The organism is Methylocaldum sp. GT1TLB (genome assembly GCF_051027445.1).
In the GTDB taxonomy this organism is placed as follows: domain Bacteria; phylum Pseudomonadota; class Gammaproteobacteria; order Methylococcales; family Methylococcaceae; genus Methylocaldum.
In genome coordinates, this window is record NZ_CP194898.1 from 4,319,252 (window position 1) to 4,338,965 (window position 19,714).

The following is a 19,714-nucleotide window of genomic DNA, read 5'->3' on the forward strand; positions in this document are numbered from 1 at the left end:
TCACGCATCGGTAAGCAGATTGAAACGTGGTACGCCTATGATCCAGCGCGACCTTCACCGTGCGCCACACGTTTCTTGTGATCAACCCGACGGAGACTAGATATGAATGGCCTATGGCAAAGAAGAACTGCCGCGATTATTTCTATTGAATTGATACTGTCACTCGGGACATCGACCCTTGCATGGGGCCGCAATGACGACGCGAGTACTTCCACTCGTGCCGGTATTGTCCTTACCGAGGGAGAGTTCCTGCCGACCGGCAAGCGCATCACACCGGATGCCGCCCCTCATGCCCTCTTTCAGCCGCTCAATCCCGGCCTACCCACACGTCCCGATTTCCTGGCCGATCACGCCGTCGATACGACCGTCAGCCCCGACGGCAGCACTCTGCTGATCCTGACCAGCGGCTATAACCGCAATAACAGCTCCACCGGATCCCGAGTGGCAAAAGAATCCATGGAATATGTGTTCGTCTTCGACATAACCGGGCTCGCACCGGTTCAGAAACAGGCGATCCTGGTGCCGAACACCTTCAACGGTTTGGCCTGGAATCCCGGCGGACACGAGTTTTATGTGTCCGGTGGTGTGGACGATACGGTTCGCGTGTACACGCGGAATGCGGGGCAGTGGTCCGAGGCCGCGGAAATTCCGCTGGGACACGCCAACCAGGGTGCTGGTCTGAATATTCGGCCGATGGCTGCGGGCTTATCCGTCAACGCCAAGGGCGACCGGTTGCTGGTGGCCAATTACGAAAACGATTCCGTGAGTCTGGTCGACCTGAGCACGCGCACCAAGATCGGCGAGCTGGATCTTCGCCACGGCAAGACTGATCCTTCCCGAGCCGGCACCCCGGGCGGAACTTATCCCCTGGCGGTGTCTTTCAAGGGAAATGAGAAGGCCTATGTTTCGTCCCAGCGCGATCGCGAACTGGTCGTTCTCGACGTGGACGACAGCACGATGGCCGTGCGCGGACGCATCAAGACCCAGGGGCAGCCCAGCAAGATGACTTTGAACAAAGCCCAGGACCGGCTCTACGTCGCCAGCGACAACAGCGATACGGTGCTGATCATCGATACCGTCGAAGATCGGATCATCGAGGAGATCCTGACCACCGCACCCGAGCAGGTTTTCCCCAAAGCGAAAAGATTCAAGGGCGCAAATCCCAACAACGTTGCGCTTTCGCCGGATGAAAAAACCTTGTTCGTCACGAACGGCGGCACCAACTCGGTGGCCGTTATCCAGCTCGAAGGCGGCGGAGCAGAGAAAACAACTAAGGCGGAGGACAGCGACGATGCTGGGGATAAGAAGAGCCGGCTAATCGGTCTCATCCCCACCGGATGGTATCCGAATGCGGTCGGCGTGAAACCGGACGGCAGCACGCTCTACGTGGTGAACGGCAAAGGGGTCGCCGGACCAAACACCCAGGCCTGCCGCAACACGCTCTCCACCGCGCCGGGTTCTCTTGGCGCCTGCAACGCCGCCAACCAGTACGTCTGGCAACTGGAGAAAGCGGGCTTTCTAACGCTGCCCGTTCCGGAGGGCAAGGATCTGGCACGGCTCACCTGGCAGGTCGCGTACAACAACGACTTCCCCACCGTTCACGAGCACGCCAGATGGGAAGACACCATGGCCTTCCTGCGCAGCCGGATCAAACACGTCATTTATGTGGTCAAGGAGAACCGCACCTATGACCAGATCCATGGCGATCTGGAAAAAGGCAACGGCGACCCTGACCTTGCAATCCTGTCTCCCTACAGTCCCAACCACAACCGGCTGGCCCGCCAGTTCGTGACGCTCGACAATTTCTACGACAGCGGCGAAACCTCGGGCGTCGGCTGGAACTGGACCACGGCGGCGCGGACTACGGACTTCACCGAGAAGACCCAGCCGCCCAACTACGCCGGGCGCGGCCTGAGCTACGACTGGGAAGGGGCCAACCGCAACTTCCCGGTGTCGTTCACGCCGGAGGAACGACAGGCATCCGGATTGACCGATCCCGATATGCTCGCCGGCAGCGCCGACGTGGCGGCCCCGGACTCACGGGATGGCGAAGCGGGCACCGGTTATTTGTGGGATGCCGCCCTGCGCGCCGGCTTGACGATACGGAACTACGGGTTCTACGTGACCAACCTCCCCGGTGCCCCGGTGGTCGACAAACCCTTCGGGCAAGGCGTCAAACAGGCGGTGGCTCTGAAGCAGGCATTGAAACCGTACACCGACGAATATTTCAGAGGTTACGATCAGAACAACTCGGACTTTTACCTGTTTAAGGAATGGGAGCGGGAGTTCGACCATTACGTCGAGAGTGGCCAGCTTCCCAATCTCTCTTTAGTCCGGTTGCCCCACGACCACTTCGGCAATTTCGCTACCGCCCGGTTCGGCGTGAATACGGTGGAAACCCAGATGGCGGACAACGATTACGCGGTGGGCCGGCTGGTGGAGAAAGTCGCGAAGAGCCGCTTCAAGGACGATACGCTGGTTTTCGTCATCGAGGACGATGCGCAGAACGGTGGCGACCACGTGGATGCGCACCGCAGCATCGCCTATGTCGTGGGTCCTTACGTCAAGCAGGGTGCGCTGGTATCCACCCGCTACACGACGGTCAGCATGATCCGAACGATCGAAGAAGTTCTGGGCCTTCCGCCGCTGGGCATCAACGACGGTCTGACCGCGCCGATGGCGGATCTTTTCGACAAAAAACAGGAATCCTGGAGCTACCAGGCCGTGGTCCCGGAAATTCTTTACAGCACCCAGCTCGAATTGCCGCCACGCGATGCCGCCCTGATCGCCTCGGCGCCCAACTGCTCGGGCATGCCCAAACGGGATGCGACCTATTGGATGGCTGCCATGAGTCAGCAGGACTTCTCGGTGGAGGACCGTCTCGACGTCGACGCCTTCAACCGCGCGCTGTGGAAGGGTTTGAAAGGCGAAAACGCGCCTTACCCGGCAGACCGCGACGGCGCGGATTTGCGCGAAAATCGCGCGGCGCTGCTAAAGGAGCATTTCGCGGCAGCGACCCGGCACTGTGAGGCCCTTCCAGTCGCTTCAAATCATTAGCCGTTGGCCGCGCATCCGGTACGCAGCGATGACAGGGGCAGGCCCCTGTCATCGTTCCGGTTTTTCTCCGGACGGTGACCCGCGCCCAAGAGTCAATGTTCGTCGGGGGGAGATATTAACCCGGCCTATAAATATAGGCCGGGTTAATCCGGGGCAGGGATGCCCCGGCGCGGCGACAAGCCGCGTGATTAATAACTTCCCCCGTACCCACCACAACGTTATTGGAAATTCACATGCAACCCAGAATAAAGATCATCGCCGGCCTAGTGAGCGGCATCCTGTCCGTCGGCCTTCTCGGTTTCGGCAATACCGCTCGCGCGGCGTCCCCCGACCTGTTGACCCGCCCCGCCGGCCCCAGCCCCGACGGTCTGACGGGCATCACCCCCAATAACTGGCAGGTTACCCCCGCCGGGGAGAAGATCCGGGTCGGCCACGTGCCCCTGGGCATGATCCTCAGTCCGGACGGCAACGACCTGCTGATCAGCAACAACGGTTACGGCCAGCACTCCCTCATGCGCATCGACCGGGCAAATCTCGCCATTCGCGATAACCTTCCCTACGACGCGCCGGAAGGCCTGTTCATCGGACTGGCCTACAGCAAGGACGGCAGGCGTATCTATGCCTCGGGCGGCCATACCAACCTGGTGCGCGTCTATGAGGTGACGGAGAGCGGCATCGCCGAAACCGGGCAAATCCAGGTGGATTCCCGCCGCAAGGGCGGCTTCATCACCGGCATTGCCCTGTCGGCCGACGAGAGCCGGCTGTTCGCGGCCAACCACCAAGGCGGGGACGTGGCGGTTTTAGACCCCATCGCCGGCACTGTCACCCACCGCATCCCGATGGGTAAAAGCGCCGACCCCTACAACGCCAGCATGTTTCCCTACGGTGTACTGCTCGGGGCCGACGGCAAGAAGCTCTATGTGTCCAACTGGAAGGAAGGCAACGTCGCCGTTGTGGATGTGAATAACCCGGATTCCGCTGCCGTGACCAAACGCATCGCGGTGGGCCAGCACCCTAACGCCATGGTCTTCAGCCCCTCCGGCGACCGGCTGTACGTGGCCAACGCCAACAGCGACAACGTTTCCGTGATCGACACCGCCACGGATGCCTGGCTGTTCGACATCGACGTGCAGCCCTACAAGAACGCCCCGTCGGGCAGCACACCCAATGCCCTGGCCGTTTCCCCCGGCGGCGAGACCCTCTACGTGTTGAATGCCGGCGAGAACGCCGTGGTGGTGGTCGATCTGGAAGATCAGAAAAAGGATCCGGAAAAACGCTATCGGGTAAGGGGCCGCATCCCCACCGGCTGGTACCCGACGGCGCTCAGCATCAGCCCGGCCGGCGACAAGCTCTACGTCGCCAACTCCAAGGACGTGGGCTTGGGCCAGAACGCCTATCCTCAGACCTATATCGGCGACCAGATGATCGGCTCGCTATCGGTGATCGACGTCCCTGACCGGGGCACGCTGGAACGCTACACCCGCCAGGTCAACGAGAACAACATGGTGGCCCGCGGCAAGGCCGTAACGGCGGGCGGCGAACTCGGGGAAGCCCATGCCCACTCCGGTATCCTCAAGCAGCTACCCATCCAACACGTGGTTTATATCCTCAAGGAAAACCGCGCCTATGACCAGATCTTCGGCGATCTTCCGAAGGGCAATGGAGACCCCAGCCTGCTCATGTTCGATGATCGGAGTGCCCCCAACCATCGCCGTCTGGCCCGCGAATTCGTGCTTCTGGACAACACCTACTGCGATGCGGAGATCAGCAAGGACGGCCACGAACGCTCCATGGGCGGAAACGCTACGGACTATACGATGAAGGTCTGGCCGAGCGACTACTCCGGCCGCGGCACCCTGATCAACCGGGCACTGATCGCCATCACCAATGTGCCCGGCGGCTACCTGTGGGACGCTGCCCGGGCGGCCGGCATCAGCTACCGCTCCTACGGCGAGTACGTGATCAACGGCAAGACATACCCCGACGGCAGTTACGAGCCCGCCACCACCCGCATGCCCGCCCTGGTGGACCACTTTTCGCCGATGTACCGCACCTACGACCTGAAGCATATGGACATCAAGCGGGCCGAGGTGTGGCTCGAGGAGTTCGAGACCCATAAGAAGAACGGCGGCTTCCCCAACCTGTCCATCATCAGCCTGCCCAACGATCATCTCGCCGGCACCAGCCCGGGTTATCCCACGCCCCAGGCCATGATGGCGGACAACGATCTGGCCCTGGGACGCATCGTCGACGCCATCTCCCATTCCCGATTCTGGCCCAACACGTTGATCATGGTCATCGAGGACGATACCCAGGACGGTTTCGACCATGTCGATACCCACCGCACGCCGGCCTTGCTCATCAGCCCCTACGTCAAGCGCCAAGCCGTCGACAGCACTCACTACAGCACCGTATCCATGATCCATACCGCCGAGGTATTGCTGGGTCTCAAGCCCATGAGCCAGTTCGACGCGGCCGCCAACACCATGGATCGCAGTTTCACGACCAAGCCCGATTTCACGCCTTACGAGCATGTCGTACCGGCCCAGGATCTCTTTGAAATGAACCCCGCCTTGGCTTCCCTGCAAGGGGAAAAGCGCCAGCTCGCGGAGCGTTCGATGAAACTCGATCTGGCCGAAGTGGACGCCGCAGACATGCGCGAATACAACGAGATTCTTTGGAAGGCGATCAAGGGCAGCCAGCCTATTCGGCCTCTGAGCCGCCAGCCGCGCGAACCCGGCATTCGGGAAGTATTGCTGGTCTCACGGACCGACTAACAACGTCAGCCACACAAGCCGACCCTCGCGCAGGGTCGGCATTCTTGCCCGTGAACCAGATCCCAACCGAAGTTCCTGTTCTGATGCCCGCAACGGGCGCAATCGACCGCCCCGTATCCGCCTTGTGAATCCCTGTCCTGCTTCGTCGGAACCGATTCCTATCCCTATCCCGGAAATGAAGCCGCGGCGCTCCTTTTCATTCTGCGCGCATGTTCCCTCGTCCTGAGAATGCAATTAACACGAATTTGTAACCGAGTTGTAAGCACGTTGACACGCTAAGCCGGTAAGTTCCACAGGTGCCGAATCTAAGGACATTTTGCCCGCACGAGTAGCGGCATGGATGCGCTGGACAAACGCCGCGTTGGCATTTTCGACCGGATCGATGCTGGGGAGATCCGTTCACCTCTAAGTACATTCCGCAAATATTTGCGGAATCTCGACTGATTGGCTTGATTGGCGGGGTTGTCCTGCAGGTTGCCTATGCCGCAAGACTTCCCTGAATGTACTTAGAGCGTTTTCCATCCCGGTGTACGGATTCGTGCCAGGAGGGGAGAACGTAGGTCGGCAATCCCTTGCCGACAAAGCCCTTCGCCGAGCCGATACGTCGGCAAGGGATTGCCGACCTACATATCCGAATCCCTTCACCGATTCGGAAAACGCTCTAGGCGGCTGATGTCGTGCGCGCCGCTGGAAGGACGGACAGTCTGCGTTCCGGTGAGTGCATTGGCAGGACGTGCGTGTACTGAAGCCAAGACGAGACGAACAGACAGATACCTTACGGTATCACTGTTCCGGGAACCAACAAGTAGAAAAATGCGATGAACTTTGTGCGTTCTGGTTTGGCGCTGGCCATCCTCGTGTGCGGTTATGCACTCGCAGATCAACCGCCGACGATTCCTGCCATCGTAGTCACCGCGACTCAAAGCGAACGGGATTCCTTCCTGGTCCCACAGGCCATAGCGAGCATAACTCCGGAATTCATCGACCATTCGCTGCAATCCATGACCCCCGATCTGTTCCGATTCACGCCGGGGGTATACATCCAGAAGACCAACCAGGGCGGCGGTTCGCCGTTCATCCGCGGCCTGACCGGCAAACAGGTGCTGATCCTGGTCGACGGCGTCCGGCTGAACAACTCCTTCTATCGGTTCGGTCCGCACCAGTATCTCAATACGATCGATCCGAACATCATCGAACGCATCGAAACCGTGCGGGGGCCTTCCTCGGTACTCTACGGCACAGACGCGCTGGGTGGGGCCATCAACATCATCACGCGCAAACGCTCCGACTTTTCCAAACCGCTCGGCTATAACGGCCTGCTCTCCGCCCATTACGAAAGTGCCGCCGACGCCGGCGTGTTCCGTGGCGAGGTGGAGGGCAACTGGAACCAGCTCGGCTTGATCGCCGGGGCAACCGGCAAGCTGTATGACGACCTCGACGGAGGCGGAAATCTTGGCCGACAAGTTCCCAGCGGGTACGACGAAAGCGACGCGGACCTGAAACTGAACTACCGACTGGACGAAAATCAGGAGCTGATCTTCGCCGGCCAGTATACCCGCCAGTTCAACGTCCCCAAGACCAGCGAAGTGACCCTGGGCGACAAGCTGAAATTCGATTACGAGCCGCAGGAACGCCGCTTCGGGTACCTGGAATACCGGGCGCGTCAGCTTGGGGTCTTCGACGGCGTACGTATCAATGCCTCCTACAACAACCAGCGCGAAGGGGAACAAGTGATCACGAGGCGCAACCCTGCCATCGAAACGCTGGAACTCACGGATGTCGACACTGTCGGACTCTCCCTGCAGCTGAAGAATCGGATCTTCGGCGACCATGACCTGACCTACGGGGCCGACTACTACCATGATGATTATCAGACCCGGAAAGTCGAGCGAAACCGGGTGACGGAGTCGGAACGCAAACTGACGCCCGGCACGCCGGATGGCGCGACTTACGAACACTGGGCTTTATATCTTCAGGACGAGGCGCACCTCCTGGATTCGCTTGAAGGCGTATTCGGCGTGCGCTACAACCGATACGAAGCCCGCGGCGAGGTGACCGATCAGAGCCTCCGCTTCGAGACGGATGCCGTAGCCGGCAATATCAACCTGGGTTACCGGCTCACGCCCGCTCTCAACCTGGTGGGCGGGCTGGCGTTCGGCTTTCGCGCACCCAACATGGAGGACTTTTTCGGCCGGGTGGACTTCTTCAGCGAGATACCCAATACCTCGCTGAAACCGGAAGAATCCTTCTCCAAAGAAATCGGCCTCAAATATCGCGATGAGGTCCTAAGTGCCGAGATATTTTACTTCCATAGTGACTATGAAGGATTTATCGATCGGGTTACCGTAGGCCGGCGGGCCGACGGCGCGCCGATCCAGCAGCGCCAAAACATCAATGACGCCGAAATCCAGGGCGTGGAGGCCAGTGCCGAATATCCCTTGAATGCTCAATGGCTGGTCGGCGCAACCCTGACCTGGACCGAGGGACGTGACGCGAAAACGAAGGCCCCGCTGCGACGGATTCCCCCGCTCAACGGTGCGGCCCGTCTGGTCTACTACCCCATGGATCGCCTGTGGATCGAGGGTTCGGTCTGGTGGGCCGACAATCAGGACCAACTCGCTAAGGGAGACATCGAAGACCCGCGCATCGGTGCCGGAGGAACGCCGGGATACACTGTGTTCAACCTCAAGGCGGGTTATACGCCGCATCCCCAACACGAGCTGTTGCTGGAACTGGAAAACCTGACCGACAAGAAATACAAGTCGCACGGATCCGGCATTTTCGCTCCCGGACTCAACGTTTTGGCGACCTACCGATTTAGGTTCTAGCCCGCGTTTGTTCATCATCGCGTTGTGGGTATTGATGCTCCTCCCGCCATCGGCCGCTCAACCGATCCTGGTGCATGCGACGTTCAAAACCGCGGTACGGGATTCGGTGTCTAGGTCTCGATGTGTCCGGAAAATTCGATCGCAAGCCATGAACACTTGGACGATCACGCTCGGCGTGCCCGAACACCGCTTCGGAGCAGGATGACAACCAGCGCAGCCGCGCTGAATATCGCCCCGGCAACGAAGGTGAATGCGGCGCCGAACTGGTCCCACAGCAGTCCGGCTAACGCGCTGGCCAGGAGCATGGCGAGTCCGCTCATGAGGTTGAAGAAGCCATAGGCCGTGCCTCTCAAGTCCGCTGGCGCGGTATCGGCCACCATCGTCGCCAGCAGCCCTTGGGTGATGCCCATGTGCAAGCCCCACAGGGAGATGCCGAGCCAGACCCAGGTCCAGTGGTCGCTGTAAGCCAGCGCGACGTCGGCACCGACCAGGACGACCAAACCCAGCGCAAGCAATTTAGCGTGGCTCATGCCGTCCGAGAGCTTGCCGAAGGGATAGGCCGACAGCGCATAGACGACATTCATCCCGATCAGCACCAGTGGGGTGAAGGCAATCGGCAGCCCGCCCTGTTGGGCACGCAGGATGAGGAAGGCTTCGGAGAATCGCGCCAGGGTAAACACCGCCCCGATCCCGACCACCCACCAGTACGCTGCAGACAGCCGGCGCAGGTTTTCCCGTCGGATCGGATTGATGGCACGGTGTTCCGACTTGTCCCTTTTCGGCTCCTGTACGCCGAAGAACAGCAGCGCGACGGCGAGAAACCCAGGAATGATGGCCACCCAGAACACGGCGCGGAAGTCGTTCGCCCAGACAAGCATCAGCCCCATGGCGAGGAGCGGGCCGAGGAAGGCGCCCACCGTGTCGAGCGACTGGCGCAGGCCGAAGGCCGCGCCGCGCACCTCGGGCGGCGCGATGTCCGCCACCAGCGCATCGCGGGGCGCCCCGCGGATGCCTTTGCCGACCCGGTCCATCAGCCGCGCGGCGAGCACTAGACCGGAACTCGTCGCCAGCGCGAACAGGGGCTTGGATACCGCGCCCAGACCGTAGCCGAGGACGGCCAGGGGCTTGCGTTTGCCCCAGTAGTCCGACAGGGCGCCGGAGAAGACCTTGACGATCAGCGCGGTGGCTTCCGCCGCCCCCTCGATCAGCCCTACCACAAACGCGCTTGCGCCCAGGGAGGTAATGAGAAAGACCGGCAGCAGGCTATGGATGAGCTCGGACGAGATGTCCATGAGCAGGCTGACGAAACCGAGAGCCCAGATGGCCGCCGGGATGCGGGCGCCCGACGGCGATGCTATTGCGGATTGATCGAGTCGATTCATTCGCTGATGTGTTCAAAAAGGGATCACGCCACGGAATACGAGCGATAACGGGACGTTCATGCGGCTATTCAAGGATATTCACCTGGCCAGTCGTCGGTCCGCGACGGCCCCGGATCCGGGGCAGCACCCACTCGTCCCACGGGTCCTTCTGGAGGTGGACTTCGTAGTACCGGGCCTCCTTCTCCCATCGGAGCCAGAGCGAGTCTTCGGCCGTGATGTCGTTACTCATGGCGGCCCGTTGCGGACTTAGGAAAGGATATACAGGCTGATGAATTCACCTGCAAGATCGATTCCTGATCAAACTCTTCCCGATAGCGCTTCGCACGATCATTTCCGCTTATTTATTCAGCAGAACTTTCCGTAATTGATGCCAAAAGTGAAAAGTCTTTGCCGCCAATTCCGGCCGAATCAGGGCTGACTAGGCAGCAATCAGGCCATCTAACGCGTCGTAAACTGGAAAGTTTGATGCCCCGGAAGAATCGAGGATTCCGGCTTACAACCCCAGCAGAGATCCTTGGAAGCCACACATTAGCGACAGATTAAGTGTCGTCATATCGCAGCGTCGTTCCCACTGGGCCGACTTACAGTCATCTTCGAAGGTTTGGGCGATTCCTGGCGGCTAGCTCTCTGCTGACAGTAAACCTGAAATCCACCTTGCTGTTGCCAACCCCCCATACGGCTAAAGCCGAGGCAGTTCTGATCAAGGATCCCGATTGGTTCGCACCCCAACTTATCCATTCCGAATTCCGCAATGTTCTCCTCGGCGCAGTTCGTCGCGATAATATCGCCCGGAGTGATGCCGATAGTTTTTTGGCTCGAGCGCAAGAAGTCATTACGGTACCCGAAGCAGCCATCGACGGACCTGCGGTGTTCGATCTTGCAATTGAAAGTGGCTGCAGCGCATACGATTGCGAGTTTGTGTGGCTCGCCCGCTATCTGCGAATCCCGTTGGTAACGGCAGACAAGAAAGTGCTGCATGCGTTTCCGGGACAGGCGGTAGCAATCGACCAGTTCCTGGGTACAACGGCCCCGTGAAGTATTGAAACGGGACAACGGTGGATGCCACCCCAACAGAAGTGTTCGGGGCATTGGGTCGAACGCAGAAACCAGCGGTGAGGACACCCGGACAACGTCTCCAGTGTGATGAAAAATCAGAATGTTAAACGTATTTAACTTTCGCGATACCTTGATCGAAGGGTATCGCACCTTCTCTCGCAGTTTTGTTCGAATCGAAGTCACCGATATCCGCGATGAAGTCGAGCGGCAATATGCAGAAGGCCGTTATTGGCCGGAGCCACTCATCCAGATCAACCCGAACTATCAGCGCAAAGGGACTGTCCAGCAACTCGCTGCAGAAGGTGTACCTGCTGCGCCTGCGCCACCAGTTCGGCTACGTGTGCCGCCGAGAACCCTTCCAATGATGGCCGGGGAAACCGTGGCGTTGGCATTGCGAGGCAGCAGCCAGTCGCAATGGCACAGCGACGGCAGCGTGGCACGTCCGCTCGAACGCACCTCCAGCGGGACGGGGTAGGCTCGAAAAAGTGGACGCCATCAATCCCTTAAAGTGGCTGAGGGAGGTACGAAATGGCATGGTTGCCAAGACAGTCATTCACAGCAGAATTTCGAGAACAGGCCGTAAAGTTGGTATCGGACAAAAAGCTGACGCTGCCGGAAAGAGACTTCCCGTTGGAGTTGATGTGCCGCGTGTTCGAGGTCTCGAACAGTGGCTATCACGCCTGGCTGAAGCGCAAACCCTCGAAGCGGTCGCAAGAGAATGCGCGCTTGGAAGTAGCGATCCGGGCGGCTCATACCCGGAGCCGGGAAACTGGCGAGAATTTGCTTCCAGAGATAGTCGGTCTTGAGTCCTCCGGGTTAGGCCGGATGGAATCCCGCGACATACCGGCCTTCGTGCGTCCGATTATGCTGCGCTGATCGGACCTGCTCAGACTGTATCGATGGAGTCCAAGGCTGCCAGCGTCTCGGGGGGTAGTTGCAGTGTTGCCGCCTTGAGATTCTCCCGGAGGTGGTCGGCCGACGTGGTGCCTGGGATCGGCAGGATGTTTGGAGAACGTTGCAGCAGCCACGCAAGCAGGACCTGCATGGGCGTAGCCCCTAGTGAGCTTGCTGCTTCCGCCAACGCCGAAGACTGCAATGGCGCGAATCCGCCCAACGGAAAGAACGGGACAAACGCGATGCCCTTGGCGGCCAAGTCATCGACGAATGCATCATCGGCGCGATGCGCCAAGTTGTATTTGTTCTGAACGCAGACGATTTCGGTCATGGACTGTGCCTGTGCAAATTGCCTCGCGGTGACGTTGCTCAGGCCAAGGTGGCGGATAAGCCCCTGTTCTTTGAGTTTGACCAAAGCGGCGAGCGGTTCCTCGATGGAGCCTTCCTGTGGTCCGTGGATGCCAGGGGCCCGCAGGTTAACCACATCCAACGCCTCCATACCGAGGTTACGCAGGTTGTCGTGGACCGCCGAGGCCAGTTCTTGGGCCGAGTAGCCGGGCCGCCACGATTTATCATCCCCCCGGAGTATTCCAATTTTGGTGATGATCACCAACCCTTTGGGGTATGGGTGAAGGGCCTTTCGGATGATCTGGTTGGTGGTATTCGGACCGTAGAAGTCTGCGGTATCGATGTGGTTGACCCCGAGGGCGACTGCTTCGCGCAATACAGCCACGGCGCCGGATACATCGCGCGGGGGCCCGAAAACCCCAGGACCGGCGAGTTGCATGGCACCATAACCCAGTCGATGCAAGGTCATGGAAGTACCTGGGAGGGTGAAGATGAGGTGGTCAGTCAATTTCATGGTTTGCTCCAGATGGTTGTGTAAAGCGACACATCCACCATGAAAGTTGAAAGCCATTCAGGGCGGACGCAGCCAAAGTACAGGCGTGAAAGCGCCTGCAGTTTGTCGTGGGTCCGCTTTGAATGCGGCTGAAAATACTCCCAACTGGGAGCGGTCAGGCTAACCATCTGACCGGCTTTCATTCTGACGATTCAAATACTTGCGGAAGACATTCGTGATGTCAATCGTTTGATTCAGGGAAGCAGTTTGAGGCTCTCCCGCACCACGAAAAGTGCGGGAGAGCCAATTTTCAGTCGGCGTTGACAATCGCGGGTGTAATCGAGGACCGCCATAAGGCGCCTGCGAGATCTTTATACGCGGCGCTACAGGCGGAAGATATTCGCCTGTTGACCGAGGCGGATGCGCTGCATGGCACGCTCTGAGGCCCAGCGACGCGTAAGTTGTACGAGCGCATGTACCAGGTGTTCGGCGAGTTGGGGCGACACTTGGGAATACAATTCTCTTGAAACCGGGCGCTACTCGGTCGGCATATGATTCGAACGTACGACCTTCCCCTTAGGAGGGAAGCTATCATTTTTTCAGACTTGGTAAATCAGTAACTTAGGCACATGCTCCCCGCGTGAACCGGACTGAGAATGCCACGAAATGAAGAAGCTTGACTGGGGTTTGTCACGTTTTAGTCACGTGACCAAAGCGCCAAACAGGACTGACACTACCGATAGCCAACATCAATTTTCATCGGCCAACAGCCGGGCATCACATTCGTTGTCGCGGCTGCTTTGATTCCGTAACGGATTCAAGAACGGATGGATGGAACCGTATGTCGATTCCTTGCCGTGTCGGGTGCTGGGCGCAGATCCCGATCGATGAAGTGACTGGCGAGCCCGGGCTTGTGAACAAATGCCGTGAGCGACCGGCCGGTCGCCTGTAAAGGAGGTCCCAATCTTAAAAAATCGGATTTTTGAAATCATTACAACAGAAGTCGAATTTTCACCCAAGCTACCGATCCCGTGAAAAGATCAATGACAAAATCACCATTGGCCAAATCCTGAAAAGAAGCCGATAGCCGGGTTTTCAATGGTACCGAGAACCACACCACGATCAAGCAAACGATTCTGTTCCTCGCACGATGTCTCCGGCAGAAGCGCGCAAGAATGACATGCCGCCAGGTTGCAGCTGTCTGGACCTTGTCCTCGGCTCTCAATGCACACTGGATCGGATGAGCACCAGCGAGACTTCTCCATGGCACGTTGTATCACGCTTCCCAAGCGATCTGGCTGGCCCATGCGCACTAAGCCGCCCATGGTGCCTTCCGAATCGCCAGCAGCCGTGTAGATCAGGATCCCCGCCATGGGATTTTCACCTTCGGCAGAATAGATTCGTTCGCGCAACGATGCCGAACCGTAACCACAGTCCTGCACAAGTTGATTGATCAGCAGGTGGGCAAAGGTATGCAAGAGCACAAATCTGGGGGTGATCAGCCGCTGTTCCCGATGGCGTCTTTCTGCCAGCGTATCCATGTTTTTCCGCATAAGGGACAGTCGACCATCCAGTTCCATTCTATGTCGCTCCAGCCATTGCTGTAAGCGGGACTCGGAAAACTGAACGAAGATACCCTCCCCACGCACTACTATGGCCGGCAACCACTTCTTGTGACCTGCCATGAATAGAGCACGCTTTTCATCAGGCGTGAGGCCAGTGGAGTAAATACGGGAAAAGCCTTCGAAGGCCCGCGTTTCCCGAAGCTTATTCAGAAGCGCAACTCGACTGAAGGCACTCTGAACGAATGTGTCATACTTCGTAATATCGGTGCCGCGAATATCCAGATCCGTCTTGGGGTAGCCCACTTGAAGGTCGCGGGAGAACACGCTGAATTCCTGCTGACGATAGCCTACTTCTTCGTCATCAGGGTTGGCGGCTCTTACTTCTACGCCATTTCCGGAAAAATGCGACCTGAGCGCATCCAAAATGAATGTGGGATCAGCATTCCAGTTCAGACTCTTCACCGCAGCCGCGACAGCATCCAGTGACAGCTGGCGATCTGATGCTGATTTGATGCACTGGTCCAAGAACGCGCGTGTTGTGCGATTATCCAGAAGGATACCGTGCAAAAGATGACGATTGGCCGCCTTGGCCAGAGTGGCAGGCTCCACTATAGATTCGGGGTAATACTTCGCAAGGGCATTGACAGCGGCTCGATGGCTCACAAGACCGTTGTCTGAGTCCAGAGCGCTCTCTCGCAGACGGTTCTTGACGTCGCGATCATCGAGAAGGTCCAAGACTTCCTGAGTCAACGACTTGTCATCAATATCCGGGATATAGATCGAACTGACCACCGAAGGGAAATAAAGATTGGTGGCGCTCTTAAGCACCACATGGAGAGGATGCCCACAACCGGCAGCAGGTCGAAGATCGGTTCCAACCGCCAGCACCGGATTGATGCCTGAACAGCTGACGTTTATCTCACTTAACGCCTTGCTCCACTCTTCGCCCGCCTGCGGATCATTGTGCACAAATGCTCCTGCAAGCGATCGTTTAGCGAGTTGATTAGCTCCAAAGCGTACAACCTGAACTTTCCCGTCCTTATCTTTCTCCTCGGCCTGAACGGAGACGCCCGCTAGCGAGGCGCTACCAGAACTGGTCATGCGCAACCATCTATCAATTCCGTCAGGTTTCCAATCCATGCTGTTGCCATTAAATATCCATTCCACCCATGGAAAATCCTGGATATGCCCTTTTGCACAGGCAGCGACAAAACGCACTTGAAATGTCTTACGCTTCGGGTGCATCTTGCCGGCATCCGAACCGGTCGAAATCGGTCCTTCGCATATCGGCGCATCCTTGTCATGATAGCGCCCTAGATGCATGCGGCCGCACCTTGGGCAAACATGCCAGAGCGGAAAGCGCAGGAAAGGCAACTTAAGATTGATATTACGCTGCTGACCGCCATGACGGTTCGGTCTTCGGAAATCTGGTGGCTGGACGAAGAAGTCGACACCTAGGCGTCTGGCCAGTCGTTTTTCGTCATCTATAATGAATTCCCGATGATCCGGGTTGTTCTCGTCAAAGGGCCATGCGTCCAGCCCGGCGTGAATCAGTGAAACCGGGCCAGGAAAATCCACCATTGCACCCGGTCCGAATGGTGCAATGGCCTGCGATTTGCGAACAGGACGGCTCATGTCATTACTCAGTGTCTTGTCGTTGTTCGACAGCGCTGTTGAACCAGTCGGTCACATCGGCTTCGCAACTTGAATCTACCTCCCGCAGCGAAGAAAGGGTCGGCCAACTGTGATTGTTCCATTCGGGTAGCGGATTCGAACCTGCCGGATACATCAGCGGTGGATGTTCGGGCATGCTGCCGAAACTTCCGTACTCGTCTGGATTCCAGTATTGCCACTCAGTTAGCCGCCTAGCCAAGCGCTCCATTACAGGCTGTGTTTCCGTATCGTGAGTCACAAAAGCCACCCGGTTCCTGATCATGTCCTCGATGATTTTGCGCAGCTGCTCCCCCTCCGCCAGTGGAAATGGCGCAGGATGTTCACCTTCTCGCTGCTGTTCACCAAGCTGTCGAACTGCTGCGACAACCAACCCATGCAATGCACGGTCAACAGCAGGCAGACTGAAAGGGGTAACGCTGGTCGGTTCTACTTGGGCGTAAAGTTGCTGGTGATAGCTGCGGAAGCGTTCGTAGTGGCTGCGATCTCTGGGCTTTCCTTGGCCATAGAGCACCACAACCAAGCCCGGCTTGTCCCTGTCTCGTCCAACACGGCTGGAGACTTGGATGTACTGGGAGGTTGTCTTTGGCTGGCCGACGATAGCCATCAGAGACAATCTCGGGATATCGATGCCCACCTCGATGATGTTGGATGCGAGACAGACATCGACCGGTCGGTCACTGGTTGCATCGTCCTTGCTTCGCAGCTTGCCCGTGCCGTAGGGAATTTCCAGCCTTGCCAGTTCCTTGGGGATGTCATCACTGCGGATACGACTGGTCAGTTCCGTGGCAAATGGACTGCGAATCTTTCCATAGTCGATTCCGTGTCGATCAATGATGACGCGCAGATACTCTCGCACATCGGCCACAAACAGCGTGGCTGCGCCACCCAATTCGCGTAGCGAATTGAAGAAGCAGAGCAATGTCCACCATGGGTCACGAGCCGCATCATCGGCATCCATGACGGCCGCATACTGCATCAGCGTAGCGAAAACCCTCGCTTGCGTAGTCTGCAATGACACATGGCCCGGTGCCATTACCCCAGCGTAAAGGCGACCGGGCTTGCTTCGGTCTTCCCTCGCGAAGAAGGAATCTCCGGCTTCCAGTCCAGAAGGAGGAAACAGCACCACGCTGTCGCGAGCATAAAGATGACGGATCTGTTCGCCAGCGCGACTGATGGTGGCCGTCGAGGCGATGATCTTGGGACCAATCCTGCCGATGCCATGCTCGCGGCATAGCCGGTCGATCACCGTTTCATAGGCCCCGACCATGGTACCCAATGGTCCGGAAATGAGGTGAAGTTCGTCCTGGATTACGAGAACAGGTGGTTCCTTGTGGTGCTGCCCGTCTTGCTCGATGCCAAAAAACCTTCGCAATTCCGGCTTCCACGCCAGCATGGCGAACTTGTCCACGGTACCGATCAGCAAGTTGGGTGGGGCCTCTATCATGTCCTCGTCGATAACCATGACTGGAAGTGGCGGGGCAGGTCTCCCGATGGGAGAAGCTTTCTTGCCAAATTCACAGGCATGGTCCGGACAGCGATAGACAACAGTTTTCGATGTGCCGACACCATCTCGCTCATATCCGTTCACTGTGATTGTATTGTCGCCCCTTTGCCTACGCATTCCTTTGGCAGTACTTCGTTCCCATGGTCCAAAGGCTGCACCGCACCACGGACACTTAAGCAGTACGAAAGGGTTCTCTGCTGCTGAATCCTTCTCAAGCCTGCTCAGGGCGCGCATGGCGTCTTGCCGTGTGTTGGGCGTCGTTGCCGTGCCGACCCACAGCCCAAGTCGAAAAGGTTTTTCACCCAGGGTTGGGTCGCGGCGGCGAAGATATTCCATGGCACAGAACAGCAATGCTGCTCGCTGAAACTGCTGTGCTGTGAGCAGGCGCAGGGTATAACGCATGAGAACATCGACTCCACCCGGCTCGCGCCCTGATAGCCTGTTGAAAAGGATTGTGAAGGCCGTTAGGCCAAGGTAAGCTTCAGTCTTGCCTCCGCCCGTAGGAAACCAGATGAGGTCCACGGTTTCGCGGTCTACATGTTCAGGATCGCAGATACCTCGGAGTGACATGAGCAGAAAGGCTATCTGGAAAGGCCGCCAGAATCCTCGGTCGTGGTTGGGGTCAGCCGGGTCAGGATTCTCTATCGGTGACTGCCACTGTCCATTTCCAGTCGGTGCCGGTCGTCGAACCTTGACGCCTGCCCTGAGCTGAGCAATGAGCATGGCATGGTTCGCCAGCCTGAATGCATCACGAGCACGCCTTGCCTGCTCGGTCTCCTCGGACAGCAGGCGAAGGCCATCCTGAATTCTGGACAGACAGGTTCTGCAGCGCCTGATCAGTTCGCCAGCCGTCCGTTTCAGAGCGTCGGGGACTGGAGGCACATTCGGTCGCTCATGCTGCAGCTCATCGATCCAGCCTGCATAGGCATCGACCAGTTCATTCAGTTCTTCTCGGCCGGCATCGTTGGGATCGAGTCCGGCCAGCTTGCGCATGCTGACCTTGATGCGCCGTATGACGCCGTTTTCCCTAAAGACCTCAGGTTCTGCCGTTGTCTGTGGTGTTTCGTGTGCCGGTAGTACGTCGCTCCAGATCTCCCCGGTTCCTTCGAGCGGATTGCCGTGCCAGTCAGCTGCGCACCCGTGGCCAATTGCATATGTCTGGGACTCTCGATAAAGTAGGCGATTGATGGCCTCATCCGAAAACGGGTCTGCAATCGTTGCGTCACCATGCTCCGGATACGGAATGATCCAGTTGTCACTGGCGACTCCTCTGATACGCAGACCAGATTGGAAGACGCAGTGACCGTCCATGCCACTTCCGCCATCCTGCCTCCGATTGACTATAGAAACTGTCACCAATCTCCTGGCGGTGCTCTGCATGTCTCCTGTCCAAGGCCGTGAAACAACCACGACCTCGACGTTCTCGACGCCCGGTAGCCACTTCCGACGATTCACAGTTCCATGACCAAGTAACTCGTCCCGGCTGAACTCCACATACGGGAATTTGCCATTATCATCGAGTAGCGGCACCCGAAACCAGATCGAGCGTTCAAATTCATTTCCTCCTCGATCCCCCACCTTCACTGTGGCATGCCGATAGGTTGCTGTGGATTGCAGTGAAAATTCGTTAGCTCCCAGCCGACCAACACAAACCAACTCGACCATGAACCCATTGACTTCCCGCTCGAGGTCGGCCAGGAAACTCAGACCGATAGCAGACGGGCGAAAGGCATTGGCCAACGTAACATCATAGTCCTCGGACTCATCCGCCAGTCGGTTATTGCGTGCCAGCAACTCCTCGTTTGCATTGAGCAGGGCTTCTTCGATTTCCGGTGTTCCGGCGCTCTCTTCATGACCCTCTTGCTCATCGTTTGATTCAGCCACCTCGGCTTGCGGTAGACCCGCCGGGTAGAGGATGCCGGCGCCATAACGCTTGTTGGGTGGATCCTGCCAGAGGATCTCTTCACCGTTGATCTGGCTCTTTCGCTTCTTATAGAAATCATCTTTCGTGAGTTTGCACAGATTCGCCGGGTCAAGTCGAATTTCTGGGTTCTTTACCGGGTCAGGCCCGACGACTTCAGCGCGCAGTCGCTCAAGCAGCCATGTTCGATTGGCGAGATTTTCTGTCAATGACAT

At 58.0% G+C, this 19,714-nt stretch carries 10 protein-coding genes and 1 pseudogene; 6 read left to right on the top strand and 5 right to left on the bottom strand.

Annotated features, from left to right (window positions below):
* The first annotated feature begins 102 nt into the window (after positions 1-102).
* From ACR2R1_RS18990 to ACR2R1_RS19000, 3 genes are all read left to right on the top strand, one after another.
* Positions 103-3,057 carry a bifunctional YncE family protein/alkaline phosphatase family protein gene (locus tag ACR2R1_RS18990; RefSeq protein WP_434111459.1) on the top strand — a complete coding sequence of 985 codons (2,955 nt, stop codon included), beginning with the start codon at positions 103-105 and terminating at the stop codon, positions 3,055-3,057.
* A 233-nt stretch (positions 3,058-3,290) separates the two neighbouring features.
* Positions 3,291-5,834 (top strand): bifunctional YncE family protein/alkaline phosphatase family protein, encoded by a 2,544-nt coding sequence (locus ACR2R1_RS18995; protein ID WP_156879724.1) that lies wholly within the window; start codon positions 3,291-3,293, stop codon positions 5,832-5,834.
* 818 nt (positions 5,835-6,652) lie between these two features.
* Positions 6,653-8,662, top strand: coding sequence for a TonB-dependent receptor plug domain-containing protein (locus tag ACR2R1_RS19000; protein WP_086134181.1), 2,010 nt, complete (start codon positions 6,653-6,655; stop codon positions 8,660-8,662).
* A 164-nt stretch (positions 8,663-8,826) separates the two neighbouring features.
* On the opposite strand, the gene ACR2R1_RS19005 is transcribed toward ACR2R1_RS19000, so the two are convergent.
* Complete coding sequence (locus ACR2R1_RS19005) at positions 8,827-10,044, bottom strand: MFS transporter (RefSeq protein ID WP_434111462.1); 1,218 nt, start codon at positions 10,042-10,044, stop codon at positions 8,827-8,829.
* 654 nt (positions 10,045-10,698) lie between these two features.
* On the opposite strand from ACR2R1_RS19005, the gene ACR2R1_RS19010 reads away from it, so the two are divergent.
* The 3 genes and pseudogenes from ACR2R1_RS19010 to ACR2R1_RS19020 form a co-directional block, all read left to right on the top strand.
* Complete coding sequence (locus tag ACR2R1_RS19010) at positions 10,699-11,079, top strand: type II toxin-antitoxin system VapC family toxin (protein WP_156879721.1); 381 nt, start codon at positions 10,699-10,701, stop codon at positions 11,077-11,079.
* Between the two features lie 121 nt (positions 11,080-11,200).
* Positions 11,201-11,575, top strand: coding sequence for a hypothetical protein (locus ACR2R1_RS19015; protein ID WP_156879720.1), 375 nt, complete (start codon positions 11,201-11,203; stop codon positions 11,573-11,575).
* Between the two features lie 164 nt (positions 11,576-11,739).
* Positions 11,740-11,871: pseudogene (locus tag ACR2R1_RS19020) on the top strand (IS3 family transposase); the annotation flags it as partial.
* A 115-nt stretch (positions 11,872-11,986) separates the two neighbouring features.
* Here the strand turns inward: ACR2R1_RS19020 and ACR2R1_RS19025 are convergent.
* From ACR2R1_RS19025 to ACR2R1_RS19040, 4 genes are all read right to left on the bottom strand, one after another.
* Entirely contained in the window at positions 11,987-12,856 is an 870-nt protein-coding gene (locus ACR2R1_RS19025) for an oxidoreductase (RefSeq protein WP_156879718.1), read from the bottom strand.
* Positions 12,853-13,038 (bottom strand): hypothetical protein, encoded by a 186-nt coding sequence (locus tag ACR2R1_RS19030; RefSeq protein ID WP_156879717.1) that lies wholly within the window; start codon positions 13,036-13,038, stop codon positions 12,853-12,855. Before ACR2R1_RS19030 ends, ACR2R1_RS19025 begins: the two co-directional genes overlap by 4 nt.
* 849 nt (positions 13,039-13,887) lie before the next feature.
* A complete protein-coding gene (gene drmB, locus ACR2R1_RS19035) occupies positions 13,888-16,035 on the bottom strand; it encodes a DrmB family protein (RefSeq protein ID WP_434111466.1) in 2,148 nt (715 codons plus the stop codon).
* A 4-nt stretch (positions 16,036-16,039) separates the two neighbouring features.
* A complete protein-coding gene (locus ACR2R1_RS19040; protein ID WP_434111468.1) occupies positions 16,040-19,714 on the bottom strand; it encodes a helicase-related protein in 3,675 nt (1,224 codons plus the stop codon).

Bases quoted from the DNA above. Each gene is read 5' to 3' on its own strand.
- drmB (WP_434111466.1), bottom strand. From the start codon at position 16,035: ATGAGCCGTCCTGTTCGCAAATCGCAGGCCATTGCACCATTCGGACCG.
- ACR2R1_RS18995 (WP_156879724.1), top strand. From the start codon at position 3,291: ATGCAACCCAGAATAAAGATCATCGCCGGCCTAGTGAGCGGCATCCTG.
- ACR2R1_RS19005 (WP_434111462.1), bottom strand. From the start codon at position 10,044: ATGAATCGACTCGATCAATCCGCAATAGCATCGCCGTCGGGCGCCCGC.
- ACR2R1_RS19025 (WP_156879718.1), bottom strand. From the start codon at position 12,856: ATGAAATTGACTGACCACCTCATCTTCACCCTCCCAGGTACTTCCATG.
- ACR2R1_RS18990 (WP_434111459.1), top strand. From the start codon at position 103: ATGAATGGCCTATGGCAAAGAAGAACTGCCGCGATTATTTCTATTGAA.
- ACR2R1_RS19040 (WP_434111468.1), bottom strand. From the start codon at position 19,714: ATGTCATTGACAGAAAATCTCGCCAATCGAACATGGCTGCTTGAGCGA.
- ACR2R1_RS19000 (WP_086134181.1), top strand. From the start codon at position 6,653: ATGAACTTTGTGCGTTCTGGTTTGGCGCTGGCCATCCTCGTGTGCGGT.
- ACR2R1_RS19030 (WP_156879717.1), bottom strand. From the start codon at position 13,038: ATGAAAGCCGGTCAGATGGTTAGCCTGACCGCTCCCAGTTGGGAGTAT.
- ACR2R1_RS19015 (WP_156879720.1), top strand. From the start codon at position 11,201: ATGTTAAACGTATTTAACTTTCGCGATACCTTGATCGAAGGGTATCGC.